Source organism: Bifidobacterium sp. 2450, from assembly GCF_041900695.1.
Taxonomy (GTDB): Bacteria; Actinomycetota; Actinomycetes; order Actinomycetales; family Bifidobacteriaceae; genus Bifidobacterium; species Bifidobacterium longum.
Map to the genome: position 1 here is coordinate 129655 of NZ_JBHEEA010000004.1, position 19699 is coordinate 149353.

At 59.2% G+C, this 19699-nt stretch carries 22 protein-coding genes, 1 tRNA gene and 2 pseudogenes; 2 read left to right on the forward strand and 23 right to left on the reverse strand.

The genetic code is table 11. The features are described 5' to 3' along the window. Positions 1–6: 6 nt before the first annotated feature. From ACEUKI_RS02855 to ACEUKI_RS02870, 4 genes and pseudogenes are all read right to left on the reverse strand, one after another. Positions 7–1557: a sugar ABC transporter ATP-binding protein gene (locus ACEUKI_RS02855; RefSeq protein ID WP_131237397.1), complete on the reverse strand. Its 1551-nt coding sequence runs from the start codon at positions 1555–1557 to the stop codon at positions 7–9. Further along, on the reverse strand, positions 1551–2522 hold the full coding sequence (locus ACEUKI_RS02860) for an ABC transporter substrate-binding protein (protein WP_080785869.1): 972 nt from the start codon (positions 2520–2522) through the stop codon (positions 1551–1553). Before ACEUKI_RS02860 ends, ACEUKI_RS02855 begins: the two co-directional genes overlap by 7 nt. Positions 2523–2568: 46 nt before the next feature. Then, a complete protein-coding gene (locus ACEUKI_RS02865) occupies positions 2569–3648 on the reverse strand; it encodes a LacI family DNA-binding transcriptional regulator (RefSeq protein ID WP_179133595.1) in 1080 nt (359 codons plus the stop codon). Between the two features lie 296 nt (positions 3649–3944). Continuing rightward, positions 3945–4280, reverse strand: a pseudogene (locus tag ACEUKI_RS02870) (GTP-binding protein); the annotation flags it as partial. On the opposite strand from ACEUKI_RS02870, the pseudogene ACEUKI_RS02875 reads away from it, so the two are divergent. Next, positions 4278–4709 (forward strand): annotated as a pseudogene (locus ACEUKI_RS02875) (IS256 family transposase); the annotation flags it as partial. The pseudogenes ACEUKI_RS02870 and ACEUKI_RS02875 sit on opposite strands and share 3 nt — an antisense overlap. Before the next feature lie 94 nt (positions 4710–4803). On the opposite strand, the gene ACEUKI_RS02880 reads toward ACEUKI_RS02875, so the two are convergent. From ACEUKI_RS02880 to ACEUKI_RS02895, 4 genes are all read right to left on the reverse strand, one after another. Further along, a tRNA-Ser gene (locus ACEUKI_RS02880) sits at positions 4804–4888 on the reverse strand. A gap of 145 nt (positions 4889–5033) precedes the next feature. Continuing rightward, entirely contained in the window at positions 5034–6344 is a 1311-nt protein-coding gene (locus ACEUKI_RS02885) for an ATP-binding protein (protein WP_080785867.1), read from the reverse strand. 367 nt (positions 6345–6711) lie between these two features. After that, positions 6712–7512 carry a transglutaminase family protein gene (locus ACEUKI_RS02890; RefSeq protein ID WP_080785866.1) on the reverse strand — a complete coding sequence of 267 codons (801 nt, stop codon included), beginning with the start codon at positions 7510–7512 and terminating at the stop codon, positions 6712–6714. A 203-nt stretch (positions 7513–7715) separates the two neighbouring features. Further along, positions 7716–9896, reverse strand: a complete 2181-nt coding sequence (locus ACEUKI_RS02895; RefSeq protein WP_080785865.1) for a circularly permuted type 2 ATP-grasp protein — start codon at positions 9894–9896, stop codon at positions 7716–7718. 239 nt (positions 9897–10135) lie between these two features. Between ACEUKI_RS02895 and truA the strand changes: the two genes are divergently transcribed. Next, entirely contained in the window at positions 10136–11047 is a 912-nt protein-coding gene (gene truA / locus ACEUKI_RS02900; protein WP_251848128.1) for a tRNA pseudouridine(38-40) synthase TruA, read from the forward strand. 81 nt (positions 11048–11128) lie between these two features. Here truA and rplQ read toward each other — a convergent pair whose 3' ends face one another. The 15 genes from rplQ to ACEUKI_RS02975 form a co-directional block, all read right to left on the reverse strand. Continuing rightward, positions 11129–11662 carry a 50S ribosomal protein L17 gene (rplQ, locus tag ACEUKI_RS02905; protein ID WP_374156475.1) on the reverse strand — a complete coding sequence of 178 codons (534 nt, stop codon included), beginning with the start codon at positions 11660–11662 and terminating at the stop codon, positions 11129–11131. A gap of 99 nt (positions 11663–11761) precedes the next feature. Continuing rightward, positions 11762–12757, reverse strand: coding sequence for a DNA-directed RNA polymerase subunit alpha (locus tag ACEUKI_RS02910; RefSeq protein WP_007053048.1), 996 nt, complete (start codon positions 12755–12757; stop codon positions 11762–11764). A gap of 80 nt (positions 12758–12837) precedes the next feature. Next, complete coding sequence (gene rpsK / locus ACEUKI_RS02915; RefSeq protein ID WP_003829907.1) at positions 12838–13236, reverse strand: 30S ribosomal protein S11; 399 nt, start codon at positions 13234–13236, stop codon at positions 12838–12840. An 86-nt stretch (positions 13237–13322) separates the two neighbouring features. After that, positions 13323–13700 (reverse strand): 30S ribosomal protein S13, encoded by a 378-nt coding sequence (rpsM, locus tag ACEUKI_RS02920; protein ID WP_007053047.1) that lies wholly within the window; start codon positions 13698–13700, stop codon positions 13323–13325. A gap of 148 nt (positions 13701–13848) precedes the next feature. Further along, a complete protein-coding gene (gene rpmJ, locus ACEUKI_RS02925; protein WP_003808136.1) occupies positions 13849–13962 on the reverse strand; it encodes a 50S ribosomal protein L36 in 114 nt (37 codons plus the stop codon). 23 nt (positions 13963–13985) lie between these two features. After that, entirely contained in the window at positions 13986–14204 is a 219-nt protein-coding gene (infA, locus tag ACEUKI_RS02930) for a translation initiation factor IF-1 (RefSeq protein ID WP_003808114.1), read from the reverse strand. Between the two features lie 176 nt (positions 14205–14380). Next, complete coding sequence (locus tag ACEUKI_RS02935; RefSeq protein ID WP_007053046.1) at positions 14381–14941, reverse strand: adenylate kinase; 561 nt, start codon at positions 14939–14941, stop codon at positions 14381–14383. Between the two features lie 169 nt (positions 14942–15110). Further along, positions 15111–16448 (reverse strand): preprotein translocase subunit SecY, encoded by a 1338-nt coding sequence (secY, locus tag ACEUKI_RS02940; RefSeq protein ID WP_374156476.1) that lies wholly within the window; start codon positions 16446–16448, stop codon positions 15111–15113. A 273-nt stretch (positions 16449–16721) separates the two neighbouring features. After that, positions 16722–17174, reverse strand: coding sequence for a 50S ribosomal protein L15 (gene rplO, locus ACEUKI_RS02945; protein ID WP_008783622.1), 453 nt, complete (start codon positions 17172–17174; stop codon positions 16722–16724). Positions 17175–17176: 2 nt separating this feature from the next. After that, positions 17177–17362, reverse strand: coding sequence for a 50S ribosomal protein L30 (rpmD, locus tag ACEUKI_RS02950; RefSeq protein ID WP_007053043.1), 186 nt, complete (start codon positions 17360–17362; stop codon positions 17177–17179). Between the two features lie 5 nt (positions 17363–17367). Next, positions 17368–18099, reverse strand: coding sequence for a 30S ribosomal protein S5 (gene rpsE, locus ACEUKI_RS02955; protein ID WP_007053804.1), 732 nt, complete (start codon positions 18097–18099; stop codon positions 17368–17370). Then, positions 18096–18467 carry a 50S ribosomal protein L18 gene (gene rplR / locus ACEUKI_RS02960; protein WP_007053041.1) on the reverse strand — a complete coding sequence of 124 codons (372 nt, stop codon included), beginning with the start codon at positions 18465–18467 and terminating at the stop codon, positions 18096–18098. Before rplR ends, rpsE begins: the two co-directional genes overlap by 4 nt. A 1-nt stretch (position 18468) precedes the next feature. Then, positions 18469–19008 (reverse strand): 50S ribosomal protein L6, encoded by a 540-nt coding sequence (gene rplF, locus ACEUKI_RS02965; RefSeq protein ID WP_007053040.1) that lies wholly within the window; start codon positions 19006–19008, stop codon positions 18469–18471. Positions 19009–19025: 17 nt separating this feature from the next. Continuing rightward, entirely contained in the window at positions 19026–19424 is a 399-nt protein-coding gene (gene rpsH / locus ACEUKI_RS02970) for a 30S ribosomal protein S8 (RefSeq protein ID WP_003829896.1), read from the reverse strand. 89 nt (positions 19425–19513) lie between these two features. After that, positions 19514–19699, reverse strand: coding sequence for a type Z 30S ribosomal protein S14 (locus tag ACEUKI_RS02975; RefSeq protein WP_003814530.1), 186 nt, complete (start codon positions 19697–19699; stop codon positions 19514–19516).

Here is a 19699-nt window from a genome sequence, read left to right on the forward strand (position 1 = left end):
TCCTCTTTATCGTTGCGCTCCGTCGCGCGTTTCGGAATCCTCGGATTGCGCCTTCAGCACGCCCGTTGCGTACCCCATGACTTTCTCCTCGGTAGCTTCATCCTCGGGGATACAGGCAGCGATGGCCCCCTGCCTGACAACGAGGATTCTGTCGCTGATGCCCAGCACCTCGGGCAGATCGGAGGAGATTACGAGAATCGCCTTGCCTTGCGCTGCCTGAGAACTGATCAGCTCGTAGATCTCCTGCTTCGCGCCAACGTCGACGCCACGGGTCGGCTCGTCAAGAATCAGCACGTCGGAGTTTTTCATCATCCATCGGGCGAACACGGCCTTCTGTTGGTTGCCGCCGGACAGGTTGATGATGGAAGTGGTCAACAGACGCTGCGCGATGTTAACCAGTTTCATCGATTCCTGCACATCCTTGCGGATGCGGTGCTTCTGAAGCAGACCCAGCCTCTCGTATTCGCCCAGCGAAGAGATGGAGATGTTGTCTTCGACGCTTCTGACAGGGAAGATGCTCTGCGTTTTCCTGCTTTCGGGAAGATACGCGACCCCATGACCGATGGCGGCCTTCGGGGATTTGAACGACACCGCCTTGCCATGGAGCCGGATCTCACCGGAATCATGCTTGTCTGCTCCGATGATCGCCCTGGCGATTTCGGTTCTGCCGGCGCCCACCAGTCCGGACATGCCCAGCACCTCGCCCGCATGCACGGTGAAGGATACCGGCAGAGAGTCCGGCGAAAGCCTGAGATTCTTGATCTCGAGCACACCCTCTCCCGGATGACGCTTGCCATGGTCGTAAAGTTTCTCGACTTTGCGTCCCACCATCTTGGCAACGATGTCATTCTGGTCGGCATGCTCGATGTCGGTGGTCATCACCGTGTGCCCGTCCCTGAGCACGGTGATTCTGTCGGCGAGCCGCCACACCTCCTCCATGCGGTGGGAGATGTAAATCAGGCCCGTGCCCTTCTCCCGCAGCATGTTCACCAGCGTGAAGAGGTGCTCCGATTCGGCTCGGGACAGCGATGCCGTGGGTTCGTCGAGGATGAGGATCCTCGCGTCCTGCGCGATGGCCTTGGCGATTTCGACCATCTGCTGCTCACCGGTGCCCAGATCACCGAGGAATGCGTCCGGGTCGATGTCCGCCTTGATGACATCGAGTTTACGTACGGCGTCCTCCCGCATGCGCTTCTTGTCCAGCAGCCCCGACTTCTGCAACGGTTCGTTGCCGAGTGCGAGGTTCTGCGCCACCGTCATGGTGGGCACCACATTGAGTTCCTGATGGATGATGGCGATGCCGAGGTCGTCGGCCTGCTTCGGCGTGGAGACGTCCACCTCCTTGCCATCAATGAGAATGCGTCCGGAGTCCCTTTTCAGATTGCCCGAAAGGATGTTCATCATCGTCGATTTTCCGGCACCGTTCTCACCCATGAGGGCAAGCACCTCATGTTCATAAAGGTTTAGGTTAATGTTGTCGAGTACGACCACTCCGGAAAAGCTCTTGACAATGTTCTCGAGCTGCAATAGGGGCAGCAACTGAGGCATGCTCACCATCCCTTGTAATCGTTGACGTTCTCACGAGTGACCATGACACTCGGAATGAGAATCGTGGACTTCTTGGGGGTATCGCCCTTGGCGACCTTCTGGGCGTAGGCGACGGCCTGCTTGACCATTTCGCCGGGGTTCTGCGTGGAGGTCCCCACGAACGGGGAGCCGGCGCGCTTCAGCTCGTCGACGCCTTCGGGACTTCCGTCGATGCCGGTCACGATGATTTCATCGGTCCTGCCGGCCTGCTCGACGGCGAGCGCGGCGCCCAGAGCGGACGGATCGTTCATACCGAAGATGCCCTGCACGTCCTTATTGGCGGTGAGCATGTCGGTGGTCACGGACAGGCCGGTGGCACGATCGTTCTTGGAGGATTGCTGTCCGACGACCTTGATGCCGGGATAGTTCTTCTCCAGGGCCGCCTTGCAACCCTTGATACGGTCGGTGATGGTCTGGATCGGGGTTCCGTCCACGATAAGGATGTTGCCCTTGCCGCCGAGCTGCTCGGCCAGGTAAGAGCACGACAGTTCACCCGCCTGCACGCCATCGGTCGTTACGACCGCATCAGCGCCCTTCGCAGGAGTGTCCACGGCGACCACGATGATGCCGGCGGCCTTGGCACGCTCGATTGCGGGCTTCAAACCACTCTCATCGACGGCGGAGACGATGATCAGATCGACCTTCTGCTGAATGAACGAGGAGATCTGGTTGTCCTGGGTGGCCAAATCGAGCTGGGCGTCCTGGACATTGAGCGTTGCACCGATCTTCTTGGCCTGAACCTTGGCTTCTTTGTCCATGGCGGTGAAGAACGGGTTGGACATATCCTGCACCATCAGGCCGATGCTCTTGATTTCCGTGGGCTTGGAGACCTCGGCGGCATCGTTGTCGCCATTACTCACCGCACTGCAGCCGGACAGCAGCAGCGACGCTGCGAGCAGGGCGGAAGCGGCGGAAGCGATCTTCTTGATGTTCATGGTTGTTTCCTCCATTGGAAATAGCTGTTTTGTGTTCGGATGCGGCCTATTGCCCACCGCATCCGCATGACTCCCTGATCTTCAGGGATGTCTCGATCATGTCGTGGATGGGATTCGGCCTCATCGTCGCCCCATCCGGGTTTTTATTCACCTCCTCCTTTCCTTCCATCTGTCCAAGCAGGTAGTTCGCCGCCTTGGCGCCGATGAATCGGCTGTCTTCGGCGACAAGTGTTATCTTCGGTGATACCAGGTCCGACCAAGCGAAGTCATCGAACGCGACCAGCGCCATATCCCCGGGAATGTCGACGGATTTCCGATTAAGAGCCGACATGACGCCCAACAGGATGGGATTGTTGCCGGCGATGATCACATCCGGATAATAATCGTTCTGGTCAAGAAAACGGATGACTTCGGTGCACGCTTCCACATCGTTGTTACCGCATTCCAGCACGCGAATCTCCGCCCCACACTCCTCGGCGGCGGCCCTCAGGCCGCTCTCGCGAGCGAACCTGCTGTTCCAGGTGTCCGGATAGATGGCAAGCAGCCAACGACGAAAATGATGGAGTTTCAGATGACGCCCAAGCTTGGCGGCGGCATCCACGTTGTCGGTGGCCACATACGAGAAACCATCTTTTATTTCCTCATCATCACCGTATCCGGGAGTGGAATCGACGAATACGACGGGAATGTTCCAGTTCTTCAGCTGGTTCCTGCTGTATTCGCTGAGTCCCAAGGTGGAGATGATGCCGCCAGGACGGTTCTCCACGACCTGACGCAACAGATACGCCTCGTTCTCCTTGCTGTACCGGCCGTTGACGGCCATATCGGCAATGAACAGGCTCTCCTTCTTGTCCTGCAGGACGCTCTCGATGCCGTCGATCAGATCGAGATAATAGGAGTTCGACATTCCCGCGGTGAGCAGGGTGATGAACCGGTGCGTGCCCGTGCGCAGGTCACGCGCATTGACGTTGGGGATGTAGCCCACCTCGTTGGCTGTTTCGCGCACCGATGCACGGGTGCTCTCGGATACACCGCTGAGACCGTTAAGAGCGCGAGAAACCGTATAAACGGACAGTCCCATCCGCTTTGCGATATCGGTGATCGTAACGTCGTGTCGTTTCATCATTGAAGTCCTAAACGTTTATGTTCTGATGTATTCAGAGTACACACGCACCAAGGCGTTGTCAACACAGGACATGCAGACGGACTCAAAACGAGTTTATTCCAATGGTTCACAATGAACTCGGACGGATATCCCGAATCCGTCACTTGCCTCATTCTGTCTCATTCCGATGAGGCACGAGGTATCAGGCGTCCCTGGACACTTCGTACCCCATCGGGATGAGGTGTCGATTACAATCGACATCCACCGGCACGGTCCCGATATGCCAGACGCATATCCGCGACAGTCAGATGGCCCCCTCACGCCGTCGCGTACTCCACGTGCGCGAATTCGGGCACTTTGTACCACTTGACCGGGTAGCCGGCGCCGTGGACGCAAAACACGGAATCGGGCGTGTTCTCCAGATCGACTTCCGGGTCGTACGCGGCCTCCTCGATCACGCGCCGTTCGTCGTGGCAGGGCCGGTAGCCGCCGAACGAAGCGGAGAAGCGCCCACGGCCGTGCGTATACGCGTTCACGTCCATCGCGTAGTCGCGCATCTCGCTCACCGGTGCCCCGCCTGCGATGACGGCGTATTCGCCGTCGTCCGTAGGCGGGTCGAACGTGCCGGACATGCGTTGCACGTCGGCCATGGCGTGAACGACATGCGCCAAAGGCTCGTCAAGGCGCGGCGCATGATCCGCAGGCGCATCCGCGAGGGCCGGCCGTTCACGTTCCTCGACGAGGGGCTCGCGTCCGTCGGCCCGGTGCCGTCCGCCAACAACCTCGTCGAATCATGGAACGCGCGCCTGCGCGACATGCCGCGCCGCCACCGCGGACTGCGGCTGGTCAGACGGCTGAAGGCGATCTGCCGGTGGTGCCATCAGCACACGGAACGGCCCGAGACCGACGCGTGGCTCGCGGCCAACGCGATGACCGACGAACGGCTCGAGCGCCTCTACCGGCGGGCATGGAAGAGAAGCCCGCAAGGCATGCACGAGACGTTCGGCATTCCCATGAGATACGGCACCGGCATCGACCGGAACGAGTTCCACACACGGGTCGAATGGCAGTCGAACGACTAGACCGCCGGACACACATTTTGGTCTATAACCCCGAATACGGACGTTCGTATCAAAAAACAAAAAGGGTTCCGGGACAAACCGGGAACCCTAAAGGCGGATAAGGCGAGATTCGAACTCGCGGAGGCTTTTACCTCACACGCTTTCGAGGCGTGCTCCTTAGACCGCTCGGACACTTATCCATGCTGCCAAAATGGCAACTTGTTCATTATGCCACATTCTGCCGACCTGGCAAATCGGAGTTTCGCTGAGCAAGTCTCAAGTGTATGCCGCTTGAGACATGTCAGATCACAATCCCGGAATTCGCCCGAAGCGCTGGCATTGCGTTTACGCGCCAAGCACTCCGACAGGAATTACATACACTCCATCATCGCGTTGATACGCGAACTCGCCGACCCCCACCAACACCGCCAAGAACTCCGGTTCACGGGTTCGCGCACTCGGATTTCTCAGCAGTTTATCTTTCAGTCTGCATAGATTTGCCGCCGCCTCAGGGACTTTATCCTCACTGGACTTAATTTCGATGCCGCCCCACCGTCCATCGGACAATTCAATAATGGCATCACACTCCAGACCGGAATCGTCATGATAATACCGAACCGGTTCTATCCCAATATCGAGGAGAGATCTCGCATACACCAACAGATCGCGGATGCATAGATTCTCAAACAGAAACCCAAAAGTCTGCCAATCGCCGATAAGAGCAGCAGGACTCATGCCCAACATTGCGGCCGCAATGGAAGGATCGGCAAAATACCGACGCGCCTTGGTCTGGAGTCGCTTTGGATCCCGTGCCGGCGGAACCCAGCCCTTTATCGGATCGATGACGAACATGTTCTCGAACATGGCCGTATACCCGGATATTGTTCTCTCCGAAATGAAATCGTCAAGGTTTTCTTCAGTACCGTACATATCCTTACGTAAGGTTTTGAATGTCACAGCTTGACTGATATTGCGCGCAAGCGAATCCAGCAGACGACGAGCCACATCAGGATCCTTGCCTTGCCTGGGCACACTCTCAGTCAGCGTGAGTCGCATGTATTCCCGAATCAGAATCTGTGCGTCAGATACAGGCAGAGCCACCGCCTCCGGCCATCCACCTCGGCATACGGTATCCAACAACATTTGTGTACTTATCTCTGATTTTGCAGCGGCGAACTTATGTTCAAACAGTCCACTGAGACTTACCGCACCTGTCGAGAGTCCGGACTCATGTAAAGTCAGAGGATTCATACGGATACGTCCGATTCGTCCCGCACCACTATGGTTCGGCCGATTCTCATTGAGAGGAGTGGATGAACCGGTCAGAATCCACTGACCTTTATTCGCGGAATCATCGTCGACGTGATGACGGACTTCATCCCATATAGCTGGGGCGAGTTGCCACTCATCCACGATATGAGGTCTATCTCCCAACAGCATCAATGACGGATCCGCCTTAGCCGCAGCCAAATTGTTATTGCGATCCACATAGGTAATGCTGGCTGCATGGGCCCGCGCAGACCAAGTTTTCCCGCACCACTTGGTGCCGGTAATCTCCACCGCGCCAAAGATGCGCATATATCGTTCGATCTGTGTATCCACGATACGAGGGCGATAGGCTTTCGGCTTGATGTCGCCCGCCAGAGAATCGGCCATTCCGCGCACCTCCCGTTATTTCACGTCCGCCATCGCAATAATCCGAATTTCTCAACTACCAAAATCCGAATGTTGCAACGACGAAAATCCGAACTTTCTAACTACAATAATCCGAATTTCTCAACTACCAAAATCCGAATGTTGCAACGACGAAAATCCGAATATTGGTGGTGGTAGAAGCGGTGACGGGGCCACTCTGCATTGAGTGGTCTCTCCCTCAGTCAGCCTTACGGCTGACAGCTCGAACGCAATTAAGGACAGCTTTCCAGCTGCCATTTTATTTGCTCACTGTCGTTCGCCTTCGCCTAAAAACGCCTCCGGCGTTTTCTTCACGGCTCAGCTCATCAGAGGGGGCTTGGAATTTTGTTTACGCCACCTGTTCGTGGACGGAGGCATTGACCCATTGGGTCTGCTGGACGTTGTAGCCGGAGAAGATGCCGATGTCGAGCATGCAGTCGCGGTAATCGCGGCCGTGGGCGATGGTGATGTAGCTGTCGTCCACCAATCGGTTATGCGTGGGATCCAGTCCGACCCATCGGCCATCCTGATACACCTCGACCCAAGCGTGGGTCGCGCCCTCTCCCCCAAGCAAACCGGCAATGTAGCGCGCGGTCAATCCCACATGCCGGCACACGGACAGCATCACGTGCGCATAATCCTGGCATACGCCCTTGCGCTGGGCCAAGGCCTGTTCGGCGGTGGTGCGAATCGTGGTGGAACCGGGCGTATACACAAACGCCTTGTAGACCTCATCCATCACTTCGGCGGCCTGCTGCACCGGAGTGGCGTCGGAAGGCAGCGCAGCCAAGCGTTCGCGGCATACGGCAATCATCGCCTCCACGTTCGGGCCGGGAATGGTGAGCGCTGAATTGAACCGGTACAGCGGTTTATAGGCTTCCTTATGGATATGTGCATTGTCCACGAAGGCGATGCCGGTCACCGAGTAGCTGAATATGTCGTGCGGCTCAGGGATGAATCCGGTCATCACCATGGAGTCAAAGGAGTCGATGGTGGTTTCGAGTTCGGTTTCGGGCTGAATCTTCACTTCCACGTCAATCACCTGTTGGCGAGGGCCAGTGGCGGGAATACAGCGAAGCTGGAACCTGTGATCGGTGACCGGTGCGCTGAAGGACAGCCTCATCTCATAGTCGAACACGAGTTTTTTCACAACGTCTCCTGCACTTACACACGAGCCGGCAACCGGCATATTCTCGGGATAACAACACTACAGCCATGGCTGAGGTATGGTCCGCGCGCTCACAGCCCACGCATATATTCCGGCAATTCGCCGATACGCATCGGCCGGCACTCGGGCGCACGGTTTTTCGCCATACCACCATAGCATTTGAACCCGTCAGGGCGAACGTCGGGTTAGGGGCGCTTGGCATCCATGTTCATGGAGCTCAGTGAGCCCATGTCTTTGATGGCCAGGGCGCTGACACGGCCGGAATAATCGTCAAGGTACTTCTTCAGCAGGTCGGCGACTTCCTGATACCCGCGAGACGGCAGCTGACCGACCAGCCAGCTCAGTCCGTCGGCGAAGCAGCTGGGCAGCGGCATGCCGTCCAAGGTCATCGAATAGGCGGCGAGCTTCTTGAGCGGCGCTTCCAGTTCCTCCATCGTCAGGCCGAAGCGCGTGTACAGGTCGATGCGTTCCAGATATTTGCCGATGAAGATGAACGCCTTCAGCGTGGGGTCGACCGGCGAATTCTCGATGCCGCCCCAGAAGGCGAGCATGTCATCGGTAATATCGCGCTGCTTGTAGATGTCCTCGGCATCGGCCGCGTATTTGGCGGCATCGGTGATATTGGTCATCGCCAACTCCACGTACTGCAGCAGACGCGAGCTCAATTCCGGGCGCAGAATCACGGCGTTGTTGAATGCGGAGGTTACGGCTGACCGCACCGAATCAGGATTGGACCCGTCGTACAGGAAGCTGTTCACGAACCCGTCGAAGTCCTCGAAATCTTCGGGCAGGTCGAGTGCGTGAGCGAACGGACGGAAGGCGTCCACATCGGTGTCCATCACACGATCGTAGAACGGGAAGAACTGGTTCAGCGTGGTGAAGGCGCGCTCGGTGTACCGACCCAGCCAATACAGGTTGTCTGCCTCGGAAGCGGTGACCAGAGACAACGAGTGGCGGCGGGACTGGTTCAGCAGGTTCACCACCTGCGTTTCGGCACCGTATTCATGCTCCATGCCGGATTCGGGTGCCAGCACCCACGTATCCTTGAATCCGCCACCCTGCGACGAGTTGACAATCATCTGGCCAGGCACCGACGAGTATCGAGTCAAGCCCGAATACCACACGTGCGTATTCTTGCCGGTGACCACGAAGGCACGCAAATCGCACTTGCGCGGCGACATCTCACCGGTCTTCGGGTCCACCACATCGATATCACGGAACTGAATCACCTCTTGGGCAATGAATCGACGCGGCTCCTCCTTGATCCGGTTGGCGAGCTCCTCACGTGCGGCGGCATCCAGCGACGAACCAAACACCACGCCGTAACCGCCGGCTTCGGCCACATCCTTGATGACCAGCTCGCCCATACGATTCAGGACTTCCTTACGGTCGGCCTCGAACATCGGCATATACGTGGGCGCGTTGTTGAGAATCGGTTCCTCGCCGAGATAGTACTTGATCATCTGTGGCACGAAGTAGTAGATGGCCTTGTCATCGGCCGCGCCGTTGCCCGGCGCGTTGACGATGGCCACGTTGCCCGCGCGGTAGGCGGACAGGATACCGGGCACGCCGATCATCGAATCAGGATTGAAGGCGAACGGGTCGAGGAATTCGTCGGACAGGCGGCGGTAGACCACGCCCACACGGTGGCGTTTGCCGGCGTAGTCGAGGAAGTAGACCTTGTTGTCCACCACTTCCAGATCCTCGGGGAAGGCCAACGCCGCACCGGTTTTCTCCGCCAGATAGGCGTGTTCGAAGAACGCGGAATTGTAGCGGCCGGGGGTCAGTACCACGGCGATGCCCTCAGTGGACACAAAGTCCATGACCTTGCGCAGCAGGCGCGGGTATTCGCGATTGTCACGGATGTGCACGTCGCGGAACAGGCGCGGAGAGATGCGGCGCTCAATATCGCGCACGAACAGCGGGTAGCTGGCACCCGAGGGGATGCGCAGGTTGTCTTCCAGCACCCACCAGCGGCCGTCCTCGCCTTGGACCAGGTCTTCGCCGGCGATGTGCGCGAAAATGCCGCCGGGAGGGGTCACGCCGTTGACCTGCGGGAAGTAGCCGGCCGAGGTGTATACGTATTCTTCCGGCACGACGCCATCATGAATAATGCGCTTATCGGAATAAATGTCCTTCAGATAGGCGTTCAGGGCGTTGACGCGCTGCTTCAGGCCCTTCTCCAATTCGTCGTATTCGTCGGATTCGATAATGCGCGGCACAGGGTCGTACGGGAACAGCCGGTCATGGTATTCGCCGTTCTTGTAGATGCCGAAACGCACACCGTTGCGGGACAGCTCTCGATTGATCGCCTCGCGACGGTTTACCAGTTCATGGGCCAGTCTGCGTGCTGCGGATTCGATCATCGTGCCTGCTCCTTGCTGTGGCGGCTTCTGTGGCTTCAAGCGGTTAGGCGTTTTGAGCGCACGCTGACGCCGCAAGCCGTAACCGGGTTTGATGGTTACAACCTAAGGCGGGCCCGTTTCAACAAACGCGCGAGAATGTTACAGGCAGGTCACTTCGCCGACCGCGCGCATCTTGCAGACCGCACGCATCTCGCCGACCGCACTCGTCTCGCCGACCGCACTCGTTACAATGAATGGCTATGACACGACTGCGCATTGACTTGGCCTACGACGGCGGCGGATTCTATGGCTGGGCCAAACAGCTCAATCTGCGTACGGTGCAAGGCACCATTGAAGATGCGCTGCACAAGGTGCTGCGGGTGCCGGCCGATGATGCGGCCGAACCGTTGCGTCTGACGGTGGCTGGGCGCACCGACACCGGTGTGCACGCCTCCCACCAAGTGGCGCATCTGGATGTATCCGATGAGGTGCTGAATCGCTGCGTAGGTCACATGACCATTCCGGTCACCGAGGCGCTGACTCGCAGACTCAAGGCTGTGCTGCCTTCGGACATCGTCATTCATGGCATTGCCGTAGCTCCGGTCGGCTTCGATGCCAGGTTCTCCGCATTGGAGCGCACTTATGTGTATCGGGTCGCCGATCGTTCGTCTGAGGTCGACCCGCGCCTGCGTGGATGCGTGCTTACCGTGGATGAAGCGCTGGATCTGGAGCTTATGAACCGCGCAGCCTCATTGACCATCGGCCTGCACGATTTTGGTTCCTTCGCCACTCCGAATCCGGGAGGCACTACGATCCGTGAAGTCAAGACCGCCTATTGGCGGCGGGTGCCGATCACTCCCCTAGTACCGGATGAGATGGCATCGCATGAAGCATATCGGACTCCGTCGCTGGAGTCCGGCCTGGTAGTGTTCACGATTGTGGCGGACGCCTTTGCCCGCAATATGGTGCGCTCCCTGGTCGGCTCATGCATCAAAGTTGGTTCGGGACGCAAATCACTGGAGTGGTTTGCCGGCAAAATGGCCGAGCCAGTGCGTGAAGGCTCAAGCGGGCCGATTGCGCCGCAGGGCCTGACTTTGGAGCATATCGCATATCCCGCCGATGATCAGCTGGCCGCAAGAGCCGAGGCCATTCGGGCCGTACGTACGTTGTAGATTCTATGAAAACAACGCAAAAGGGCTGGAACCCAAACGGATTCCAGCCCTTTCAGCTAGCTTAGCGAAACGCTATTCAGCTCACTCGGCCTTCTCGGCGTCAGCGGCTTCCTCAGCGGGAGCCTCAGCCTCAACGGCGGCGGTCTCCTCGACCGGAGCCTCAGCAGCCTCAGTGGCCTCAGCCTCAACGGCCGGAGCTTCTTCTTCGGCAACCTTGGCGGCGGCTTCAGCTTCCTTCACAACAGCCTTCTCGGCAACCGGCTCGGTGACGAGCTCGATCACAGCGGCCGGAGCGGCATCGCCAACGCGCGGAGCGATCTTGACGATACGGGTGTAGCCACCTTCACGCTGCTCCATCTGCTCGGCAATCTGGGTGAACAGGATGTGCACCACGGACTTGTTGCGGATGACGCGCATCACGCGACGGCGGGAGTGCAGATCACCGCGCTTGGCGAAGGTGATCAGGCGCTCTGCCAGCGGACGAAGGCGCTTGGCCTTCGGCAGCGTGGTGGTGATGCGGCCGTTCTGGAACAGGCTGGTCGCCATGTTTGCCAGCATGAGGCGCTCGTGTGCGGGGCTGGAAGCCAGACGCGGGCCCTTCTTAGGTGTAGGCATTGGGTTTACTCCTTATATGTCCGTTCTTCAGGCAAGCAGGTGGGCATATGCCCGAACATCTGCTTGCCTAGTGAACGAACGATTGGTCAAAGAGGCAGATCACTCGTCTTCCGGCGAGAAGAACGTGCCACCTTCGAGATTATTGGTATCGAAGGCCATCGGCGAGGACTTGAGGCTCAGGCCCAAGGTCTGCAGCTTCTCCTTGACCTCATCGATTGACTTCATACCGAAATTGCGGATGTCGAGCAGGTCCTGCTCGGTGTGGGAGACAAGCTCACCGATGGTGTGGATGCCCTCGCGCTTGAGGCAGTTGTAAGAACGCTGCGTCAGGTTGAGGTCCTCGATCGGAACGGCCATCTCGGGGTTGGTCTCCTCGGCCACCGGGGCCGGACCGACCTCGACGCCTTCAGCCTGGGCGTTGAGCTCACGGCACAGGCCGAAGAGCTCCACCAAGGTGGAACCGGCGGAAGCCACCGCGTCACGCGGGGAGATGGCGGGCTTGGTCTCCACGTCCAGAATGAGCTTGTCGAAGTCCGTGCGCTGTTCCACACGGGTGGCCTCGACCTTGTAGCTCACCTTGAGCACCGGGGAGTAGATGGAATCAACCGGAATACGGCCGATCTCATCGTTGTCCTGCTTGTTCATCTGGGCAGGAACATAGCCACGGCCACGCTCGACAGTGAACTCGATCTCGAGTTCGCCATCGTCGGCGAGGGTAGCGATGTGCTGCTCCGGGTTGGCAATGGTGACGCCGGCCGGCGGGGTGATGTCCCCAGCCACGGCTTCGCCCTTTCCGCTCTTGCGCAGATACATGACCACAGGCTCGTCGTATTCGCTGGTGAGCACGATGCCCTTGATGTTCAGCAGGATCTCGGTGACGTCTTCCTGGACACCCGGCAGAGTGGTGAACTCATGCAGGGCACCGGAAATACGCACGGAGGTCACGGCAGCACCCGGGATGGAGCTCAGCAGCGTGCGACGCAGCGAGTTGCCGAGCGTGTAGCCGAAGCCAGGCTCGAGCGGCTCGATGGTGAAGCGGGAGCGCTGCGGATTCAGAGATTCCTCGGTAAGAGTCGGACGCTGTGCAATAAGCACTGTGGTTATCCTTTCAGCTTGAACTCGGTGGTGCACTCACCGGTCAGGCGGTTTTGGATGGATTTGGTATTGCTGAGTGCTCAGACGCGACGACGCTTCGGAGGACGAACGCCGTTGTGGGCTTGCGGGGTGACGTCGGTGATGGAACCAACCTCGAGGCCCGCAGACTGCAGGGAACGGATGGCGGTTTCACGACCGGAACCCGGGCCCTTGACGAACACGTCGACCTTCTTGACGCCGTGTTCCATCGCCTTGCGGGCGGCGGACTCGGCAGCCATACCAGCGGCGTACGGCGTGGACTTACGGGAGCCCTTGAAGCCGACATCGCCACCGGACGCCCAGGACACCACGGCGCCGGACGGATCGGTGATCGAAATGATCGTGTTGTTGAAAGTGGACTTGATGTGAGCCTGGCCGACCGGGACCGACTTGCGGTCGCGACGACGGGGCTTACGAGCGGCTTGCTTAGGCGCTGCCATTGACCCTCGTTTCCTAGTAACGAACTTTGCTGTTGACGTTCGGGCGATGGGATAAAATCATCTCGTGGCCCGAATCATGCCACCGACTACTTGGTGGCCTTCTTCTTTCCGGCGACCGTGCGCTTCGGGCCCTTGCGGGTACGAGCATTGGTCTTGGTGCGCTGACCGCGCACAGGAAGTCCCTTACGGTGACGCTGGCCTTGGTAGCAGTTGATCTGAATCTTGCGACGAATATCTGCATCGACTTCACGACGCAGGTCACCCTCGATCTTGTAGTTGGCTTCGAGGTAGTCACGCAGCGTAATCAGCTGCTCGTCGGTGAGATCCTTGACGCGGATGTCCGGGCTAATACCGGTCGCGGCAAGCGTTTCCTTGGCACGAGTGCGACCCACACCGAAAATGTAGGTGAGGGCGATCTCGATGCGCTTCTCATTGGGGATGTCGACTCCGGCAAGACGTGCCATTGCGATTCCTTCTTGTTGCCGTAGGTCTTGCACCCGCTCGCCCGATTACCCGGCACGGGCCTACGTACCCGTGGTTCAGTGTCGTTCCCTTGCGGGAAGCACTGTGAGAGAGTGCCTTATTTACTTAGTGCCGCTGGAGAATCTGCTCTCAGCCCTGACGCTGCTTGTGGCGCGGGTTGACGCAGATCACCATGACGCGGCCGTGACGGCGGATCACGCGGCAGTTTTCGCAGATCCTCTTCACGCTAGGGCTGACCTTCATGGTTATCCTTTTCTTGTGTACCTTTACTTGTAACGGTACGTAATGCGTCCGCGGTTCAGGTCGTAAGGGCTCATTTCGAGCACGACACGATCCTGCGGCAGAATACGAATGTAGTTCTTACGCATTTTGCCGGAAATCGTGGCGAGCACGATGTGCTTGTTTTCGAGTTCAACGCGGAACATCGCGTTAGGCAGTGCTTCCACGACCTGTCCTTCGACTTCAATCACACCGTCTTTTGCCATGTGCCTCTAGTCCTATTCCGTTGGATGATTACTATGGCATATCCGAAGACACACCAACTGTCAACTATATACGCACATACCCCTGTACGAACACTCGGCGTGTCGCACAGGGGTATGGAAACGTTGATGTGGTATTTCGGCATCACTCCGGCTTGTTGCCCGGGCTGCCGAACCTACTACTCGAGGTGGCTGATGATACGGCCGCTGATCTCGTCGATGTCGCCGACGCCGTTGACCACGACGAGCAGGCCACGGGCCTCGTAGATGTCGAGCAACGGAGCGGTTTCCTTCTCGTAGGTCTCCAGGCGCTTGGCGATGGCCTCCGGAGTGTCGTCAGCGCGGCCCTGCTCGGCGGCGCGCTTCTTCATACGCTCCAGCAGCACGTCGCGGGCGGCTTCGAGGGCCACCACGTGGTCGAGCGGAGTGTCGAGGTCGGCGAGCATCTCGTCGAGAGCGGTGACCTGGGCGGCGTTACGCGGGTAGCCGTCGAGGATCCAGCCGTTCTTGCAGTCTTCCTTGGCCAGACGATCCTTGACGATCTTGTTGGTCAGGGAGTCCGGAACCAGCTCGCCCTTGTCGGTGTAGCTCATCGCCTCAAGGCCGAGTTCGGTCTTGTTCTTGATGTTGTAGCGGAAGATGTCGCCGGTGGAGATGGTGGGGATGTTGAAGTGCTCGGCGAGCAGAGCAGCCTGGGTGCCCTTGCCCACGCCCTGGGGGCCCATGATGAGCAGACGCATGGTGGTCTCCTTTTATGTCGATTATTAATACGGTTTTGGCTCCCTTGGTTAAGGGAGCCATTGAGTTATATGCGGAAGATAGATTGCTCCGTCGTGGAACAGTCCACTGGACTGTTCCACTCCTCGCGCGGCCGCCTGCCCATTGCGGGCGGCCGCTGCCAAGCGGGCGTCAGCCTTCTTTGTGGTCCACGTTTTCGAACAGAAAGCCGGTGTACTGGAACTGTTCGGTCTGGGCCTTGGCCTGGCGCAGGGTGTCGAGGCCCACGCCCGCGATGATCAGGATCGTGGTGCCTCCGAACGGCAGCTTGGCGTTGAGGCCGAGGGCCATGATCAGCACGGTCGGGATCAGGGCCACGAACAGCAGGTAGACGGCGCCGACGGTGTTGAGTCGGTTCATCACGTAGGTCAGGTAGCGGCTGGTGGCGTTGCCGGCGCGGATGCCGGGGATGAAGCCGCCGTACTGCTTCATGTTGTCCGCGGTCTCGTCCGGGTTGAACGTGATCGAGGTGTAGAAGAAGCAGAAGAACACGATCATCAGCGCGTACAGGGCGATGTACCACACGCTGGTGGTGTTCGCCAGGTTGGCGTTGATCCACTTGACCCACGACTGGTCGGACTTGCCGAACTGGGCGATCAGGGTCGGGATGGCGAGGATCGAGGAGGCGAAGATCGGCGGGATGACGCCGGACATGTTGATCTTCAGCGGCAGGTAGGTGGAGGAGCCGCCGTACATCTTACGGCCGATCATGCGGCGCGTGTACTGGACCGGCACGCGGCGCTGGCACAGTTCGACGAAGTCGACGAATATGAGGATGACCACGAGCACGCCCACGACGATGCCGAACTTCAGCCAGTCGCCGTCGGTGCCGTTGGTGCCGTAGCCGATCTCCCACAGCTGCGGCAGGAAGCCGGAGCAGATGGACATGAAGATCAAGATGGACATGCCCTGGCCGATGCCCTTGTCGGTCACGAGCTCGGCCATCCACATGATCAGGCCGGTGCCGCCGGTCATGATGAGGACCATGACCACGAGGTTGAACACGGAGACGTCCGGGATGACCTGGTCGCACTGGTCGTGGAACAGGGCGCCGGAGCGGGCGGTGACCAGGATGGTGGTGGACTGGAGCACGGCCAGGCCGATGGTCAGGTAACGGGTGTACTGGGTGAGCTTGGCCTCGCCGGACTGGCCCTCCTTATGCAGGGCCTCGAAGCGGGGGATGACCACGCGCAGCAGCTGCACCACGATGGATGCGGTGATGTACGGCATGACGCCCAGCGCGAAGATAGACAGCTGGAGCATGGCGCCACCGGAGAAGAGGTTCACCAGTCCGATGAAGTTCTCCTGAGAGGCGCCGCCGATGGTGGCCATGCACTTGTTCACCACGTTGTAGTCCACGCCAGGGGTCGGAATGAACGAACCGATGCGGTAGACGATGATGATGAACAGGACGAAGAGAATCTTCTTCCTCAACTCTTTGGTTTTCAGGGCCTGGATTAGTGTCCTCACCTAGATTTCCTCCCAATAGCGCGCCAATCACGCGAAATACACAGACTAACGAACGAGCATAGTCTAAAGTGCCTACTTCGGCCACTTCATGTCTCGCGAATGTTACCTGAATTATGCTCCATCGTACTGGACGGGGGAAGCATACTCAAAACGATCATTGTGTTGAGACTGCTTCTCTGCGCTCGGAACAACAATTATTTTAGAAAAGGGAACCCCCGTCCACCTATTGGCGGGCGGGGGTTGTACAGCCTATTGCGCTCCCCGTAGGACTAATCAGTCCTCGGAAACGGAACCGCCGGCGGCCTCGATCTTGGACTTGGCGGAAGCCGAAGCCTTAACACCCTTGAGGGTGAAAGCCACGGTGGTCTCGCCGTCGCCCAGAACCTTCACCGGAGCGTTGTCACGAACAGCGCCCTTGGCGATCAGGTCGGCCACAGCAACCTCGCCGCCCTCGGGGAAGAGCTCCACGAGACGAGCGATGTTGATGACCTGGAACTCGACCTTGAACGGGTTCTTGAAGCCACGGAGCTTCGGCAGGCGCATGTACAGCGGCAGCTGGCCGCCTTCAAAGCCCGGACGCACGTGGTTACGCTTCGTCTGGCCCTTGGCGCCACGACCGGAGGTCTTACCCTTGGAGCCTTCACCGCGGCCCACACGGGTGCGGTCCTTCTTGGCACCCGGGGCGGGCTTCAGGTCGTGCATCTGCAGGATTTCGTTATCTGCCATAATCAGTCAACCTCCTCAACGGTGACCAAGTGACGCACGGCGTTCACCAGACCACGGTTGGCCGGGGTGTCCTCGCGGACAACGGTCTTACCGATCTTGTTGAGGCCGAGGGTCTTGACGGTGGCGCGCTGAGCCGGGGTACGGTTCACGATGCCGTGGTGCAGGGTAATCTTCAGGTTCTTAGCCATGAGTATCACTCACCATCCTTCTCTTCGGCGGCCTTAGCGGCAGCAGCCTCTTCGCGAGCCTTGCGAGCCTCGGCAATGCCGGCGGCGCGGGCGCGCAGCAGAGCATCGGGAGCAACCTCGTCGAGCGCTAGGCCACGACGGGCGGCGATCTCCTCGGGCTCTTCGAGCTGCTTGAGGGCGTCGACGGTAGCGCGCACCACGTTAACGGCGGTGGCGGAGCCCATCGACTTGGTCAGGACGTCGGTGATGCCTGCGCATTCCATGACGGCGCGCACGGAGCCACCGGCGATTACACCGGTACCCGGGGCGGCCGGACGCAGCAGGACGGTGCCAGCAGCGTCATGACCCTGAACCGGGTGGGTGATGGTGCCGCGGACGCGAGGCACAGAGAACATGTGCTTCTTGGCGTCCAGCTGGCCCTTGGCGATGGCGGCCGGGACTTCACGGGACTTGCCGTAGCCGACACCCACGGTGCCGTTGCCGTCGCCGACCACAACCAGTGCGGCGAAGCTGAAAGTACGGCCACCCTTGTGGGTCTTGGACACACGGTTGATGGTCACCACGCGATCGAGCAGCTCGTCGCCGTGGTTTTCTTCACGACGGTTACGACGCTCGCCGCGACGGCCTTCACCGCGCTGGCCACGACGACCCTTGCGGTCCTCGTTGTTGGATTCGGTCGCCACAGTGTTCTGAGTTTCTTCAGCCACTTGGGTTTCCTTCGTTTCGTTGTCGCTCACAGTGCAAGACCTCCCTCGCGGGCGCCATCAGCAACGGCTGCGACGCGACCGGTGTACTTGTTGCCACCGCGGTCGAACACGACTGCGGTGATGCCGGCAGCCTTGGCCTTCTCAGCGATCAGCTCGCCGACCTTCTTGGCGGCCTCAGTCTTGGTGCCTTCGAAGCCGGCGAAGTCGGCCTGAAGAGTGGAGGCGGACACCAGGGTAATGCCCTTGGTATCGTCGACCACCTGAGCAACCATGTGACGGTTGGAGCGGGTGACCACCAGGCGCGGACGCTCGGGGGTACCGGAGATGCGCTTGCGGATACGCGCGTGACGGCGCTTGAGAGCTACCTTCTTGCCTTTTCCGAGAATAGCAACGCTCATATCACTTACCAGCCTTTCCAGCCTTGCGCAGGATGCGTTCATCGGAATACTTGATGCCCTTGCCCTTGTAGGGTTCCGGAGCGCGCAGCTTGCGGATGTTGGCGGCAACCTGGCCCACGACCTGCTTGTCGGTGCCTTCGACAACCACGTGGTTGGCGTCGGTCACCTTCAGGGTGATGCCTTCGGGCGGGTTGACGGTGATGGTGTGGGAGTAGCCGAGGAAGAACTCGATGCCCTGGCCCTTGGCGACGGCGCGGTAACCGGTGCCGACGATCTCAAGAGTCTTGGAGTAGCCATCGTGAACACCCTTGACCATGCCGGCCATGATGGAGCGAGCCAGACCGTGCTTGGCACGGGTCGGACGCAGGTCATCAGCGGCGGTCAGGACAATCTCGTTGCCTTCAACGGCAGCGGTGATGCCTTCCGGAACCACGTAGGAGTCAGAACCCTTAGCGCCCTTGGCGGAGAAGTTCTGGCCTTCAATCTTGACTTCAACGCCAGCAGGGATGGCGATGGGGAGCTTACCAATATGCGATGCCATGTTTCAGCTCTCCTTTCTCACCACACGAAGGCGACAATTTCGCCGCCAATGCCTCGGTCGAGGCATTCCTTCTGAGTCAGCAGTCCCGAAGAAGTCGAGATGATGGCGATACCCAGGCCACCGAGCGGCATCGGCAGGGAGTCGGACTTCGCGTAACGACGAAGGCCCGGCTTGGAGATGCGCTTGATACCCTGAATGGAACGCTCACCGTTCGGACCGTACTTGAGGGTGACCTCAAGAGTCTGGCCGACCTTGGCTTCCTTAGCGGTGAAGTCCTTGATGTAGCCTTCGCGCTTCAGGATCTCGGCGATGTTCGCCTTGAACTTGGAGTACGGCATATCCACGGTTTCGTGCTTGGCCGCGCTCGCATTACGCAGACGCGTAAGCATGTCTGCGATCGGATCTGTCATTGTCATTTGGGCTTGTTGCCCTTTCTCGCTATGGTTTCCGCCGCCCTCACGCTTCTTCTAGAAGCGTTCGGGCCGCGGACCTTCAGCGTCGATGTTTACCAACTGGACTTCGTAACGCCGGGCAGTTCACCGCGGTGAGCCTTCTCACGAAGGCAGATGCGGCACAGGCCGAACTTGCGGTAGACGGAGTGGGGACGACCGCAGACCTGGCAGCGCGTGTAAGCGCGGACCTTGAACTTCGGCTTGCCGGCCGCCTTGTTCTTAAGAGCGGTTTTTGCCAT

Coding starts and splice junctions, on each gene's coding strand:
- ACEUKI_RS02935 (WP_007053046.1), bottom strand. CDS start 14,941: ATGCGTCTGCTCATCATGGGCCCCCAGGGCGTGGGCAAGGGCACCCAG.
- ACEUKI_RS02860 (WP_080785869.1), bottom strand. CDS start 2,522: ATGAACATCAAGAAGATCGCTTCCGCCGCTTCCGCCCTGCTCGCAGCG.
- ACEUKI_RS02895 (WP_080785865.1), bottom strand. CDS start 9,896: ATGATCGAATCCGCAGCACGCAGACTGGCCCATGAACTGGTAAACCGT.
- ACEUKI_RS02855 (WP_131237397.1), bottom strand. CDS start 1,557: ATGGTGAGCATGCCTCAGTTGCTGCCCCTATTGCAGCTCGAGAACATT.
- ACEUKI_RS02975 (WP_003814530.1), bottom strand. CDS start 19,699: ATGGCAAAAACCGCTCTTAAGAACAAGGCGGCCGGCAAGCCGAAGTTC.
- truA (WP_251848128.1), top strand. CDS start 10,136: ATGACACGACTGCGCATTGACTTGGCCTACGACGGCGGCGGATTCTAT.
- rpsM (WP_007053047.1), bottom strand. CDS start 13,700: ATGGCACGTCTTGCCGGAGTCGACATCCCCAATGAGAAGCGCATCGAG.
- infA (WP_003808114.1), bottom strand. CDS start 14,204: ATGGCAAAAGACGGTGTGATTGAAGTCGAAGGACAGGTCGTGGAAGCA.
- ACEUKI_RS02865 (WP_179133595.1), bottom strand. CDS start 3,648: ATGATGAAACGACACGACGTTACGATCACCGATATCGCAAAGCGGATG.
- rplR (WP_007053041.1), bottom strand. CDS start 18,467: ATGAGCGTTGCTATTCTCGGAAAAGGCAAGAAGGTAGCTCTCAAGCGC.
- rpmJ (WP_003808136.1), bottom strand. CDS start 13,962: ATGAAGGTCAGCCCTAGCGTGAAGAGGATCTGCGAAAACTGCCGCGTG.
- rplO (WP_008783622.1), bottom strand. CDS start 17,174: ATGGCAGATAACGAAATCCTGCAGATGCACGACCTGAAGCCCGCCCCG.
- rpsH (WP_003829896.1), bottom strand. CDS start 19,424: ATGACAATGACAGATCCGATCGCAGACATGCTTACGCGTCTGCGTAAT.
- ACEUKI_RS02885 (WP_080785867.1), bottom strand. CDS start 6,344: ATGGCCGATTCTCTGGCGGGCGACATCAAGCCGAAAGCCTATCGCCCT.
- rpmD (WP_007053043.1), bottom strand. CDS start 17,362: ATGGCTAAGAACCTGAAGATTACCCTGCACCACGGCATCGTGAACCGT.
- rpsK (WP_003829907.1), bottom strand. CDS start 13,236: ATGGCAGCGCCTAAGCAAGCCGCTCGTAAGCCCCGTCGTCGCGACCGC.
- rplF (WP_007053040.1), bottom strand. CDS start 19,008: ATGGCATCGCATATTGGTAAGCTCCCCATCGCCATCCCTGCTGGCGTT.
- rplQ (WP_374156475.1), bottom strand. CDS start 11,662: ATGCCTACACCTAAGAAGGGCCCGCGTCTGGCTTCCAGCCCCGCACAC.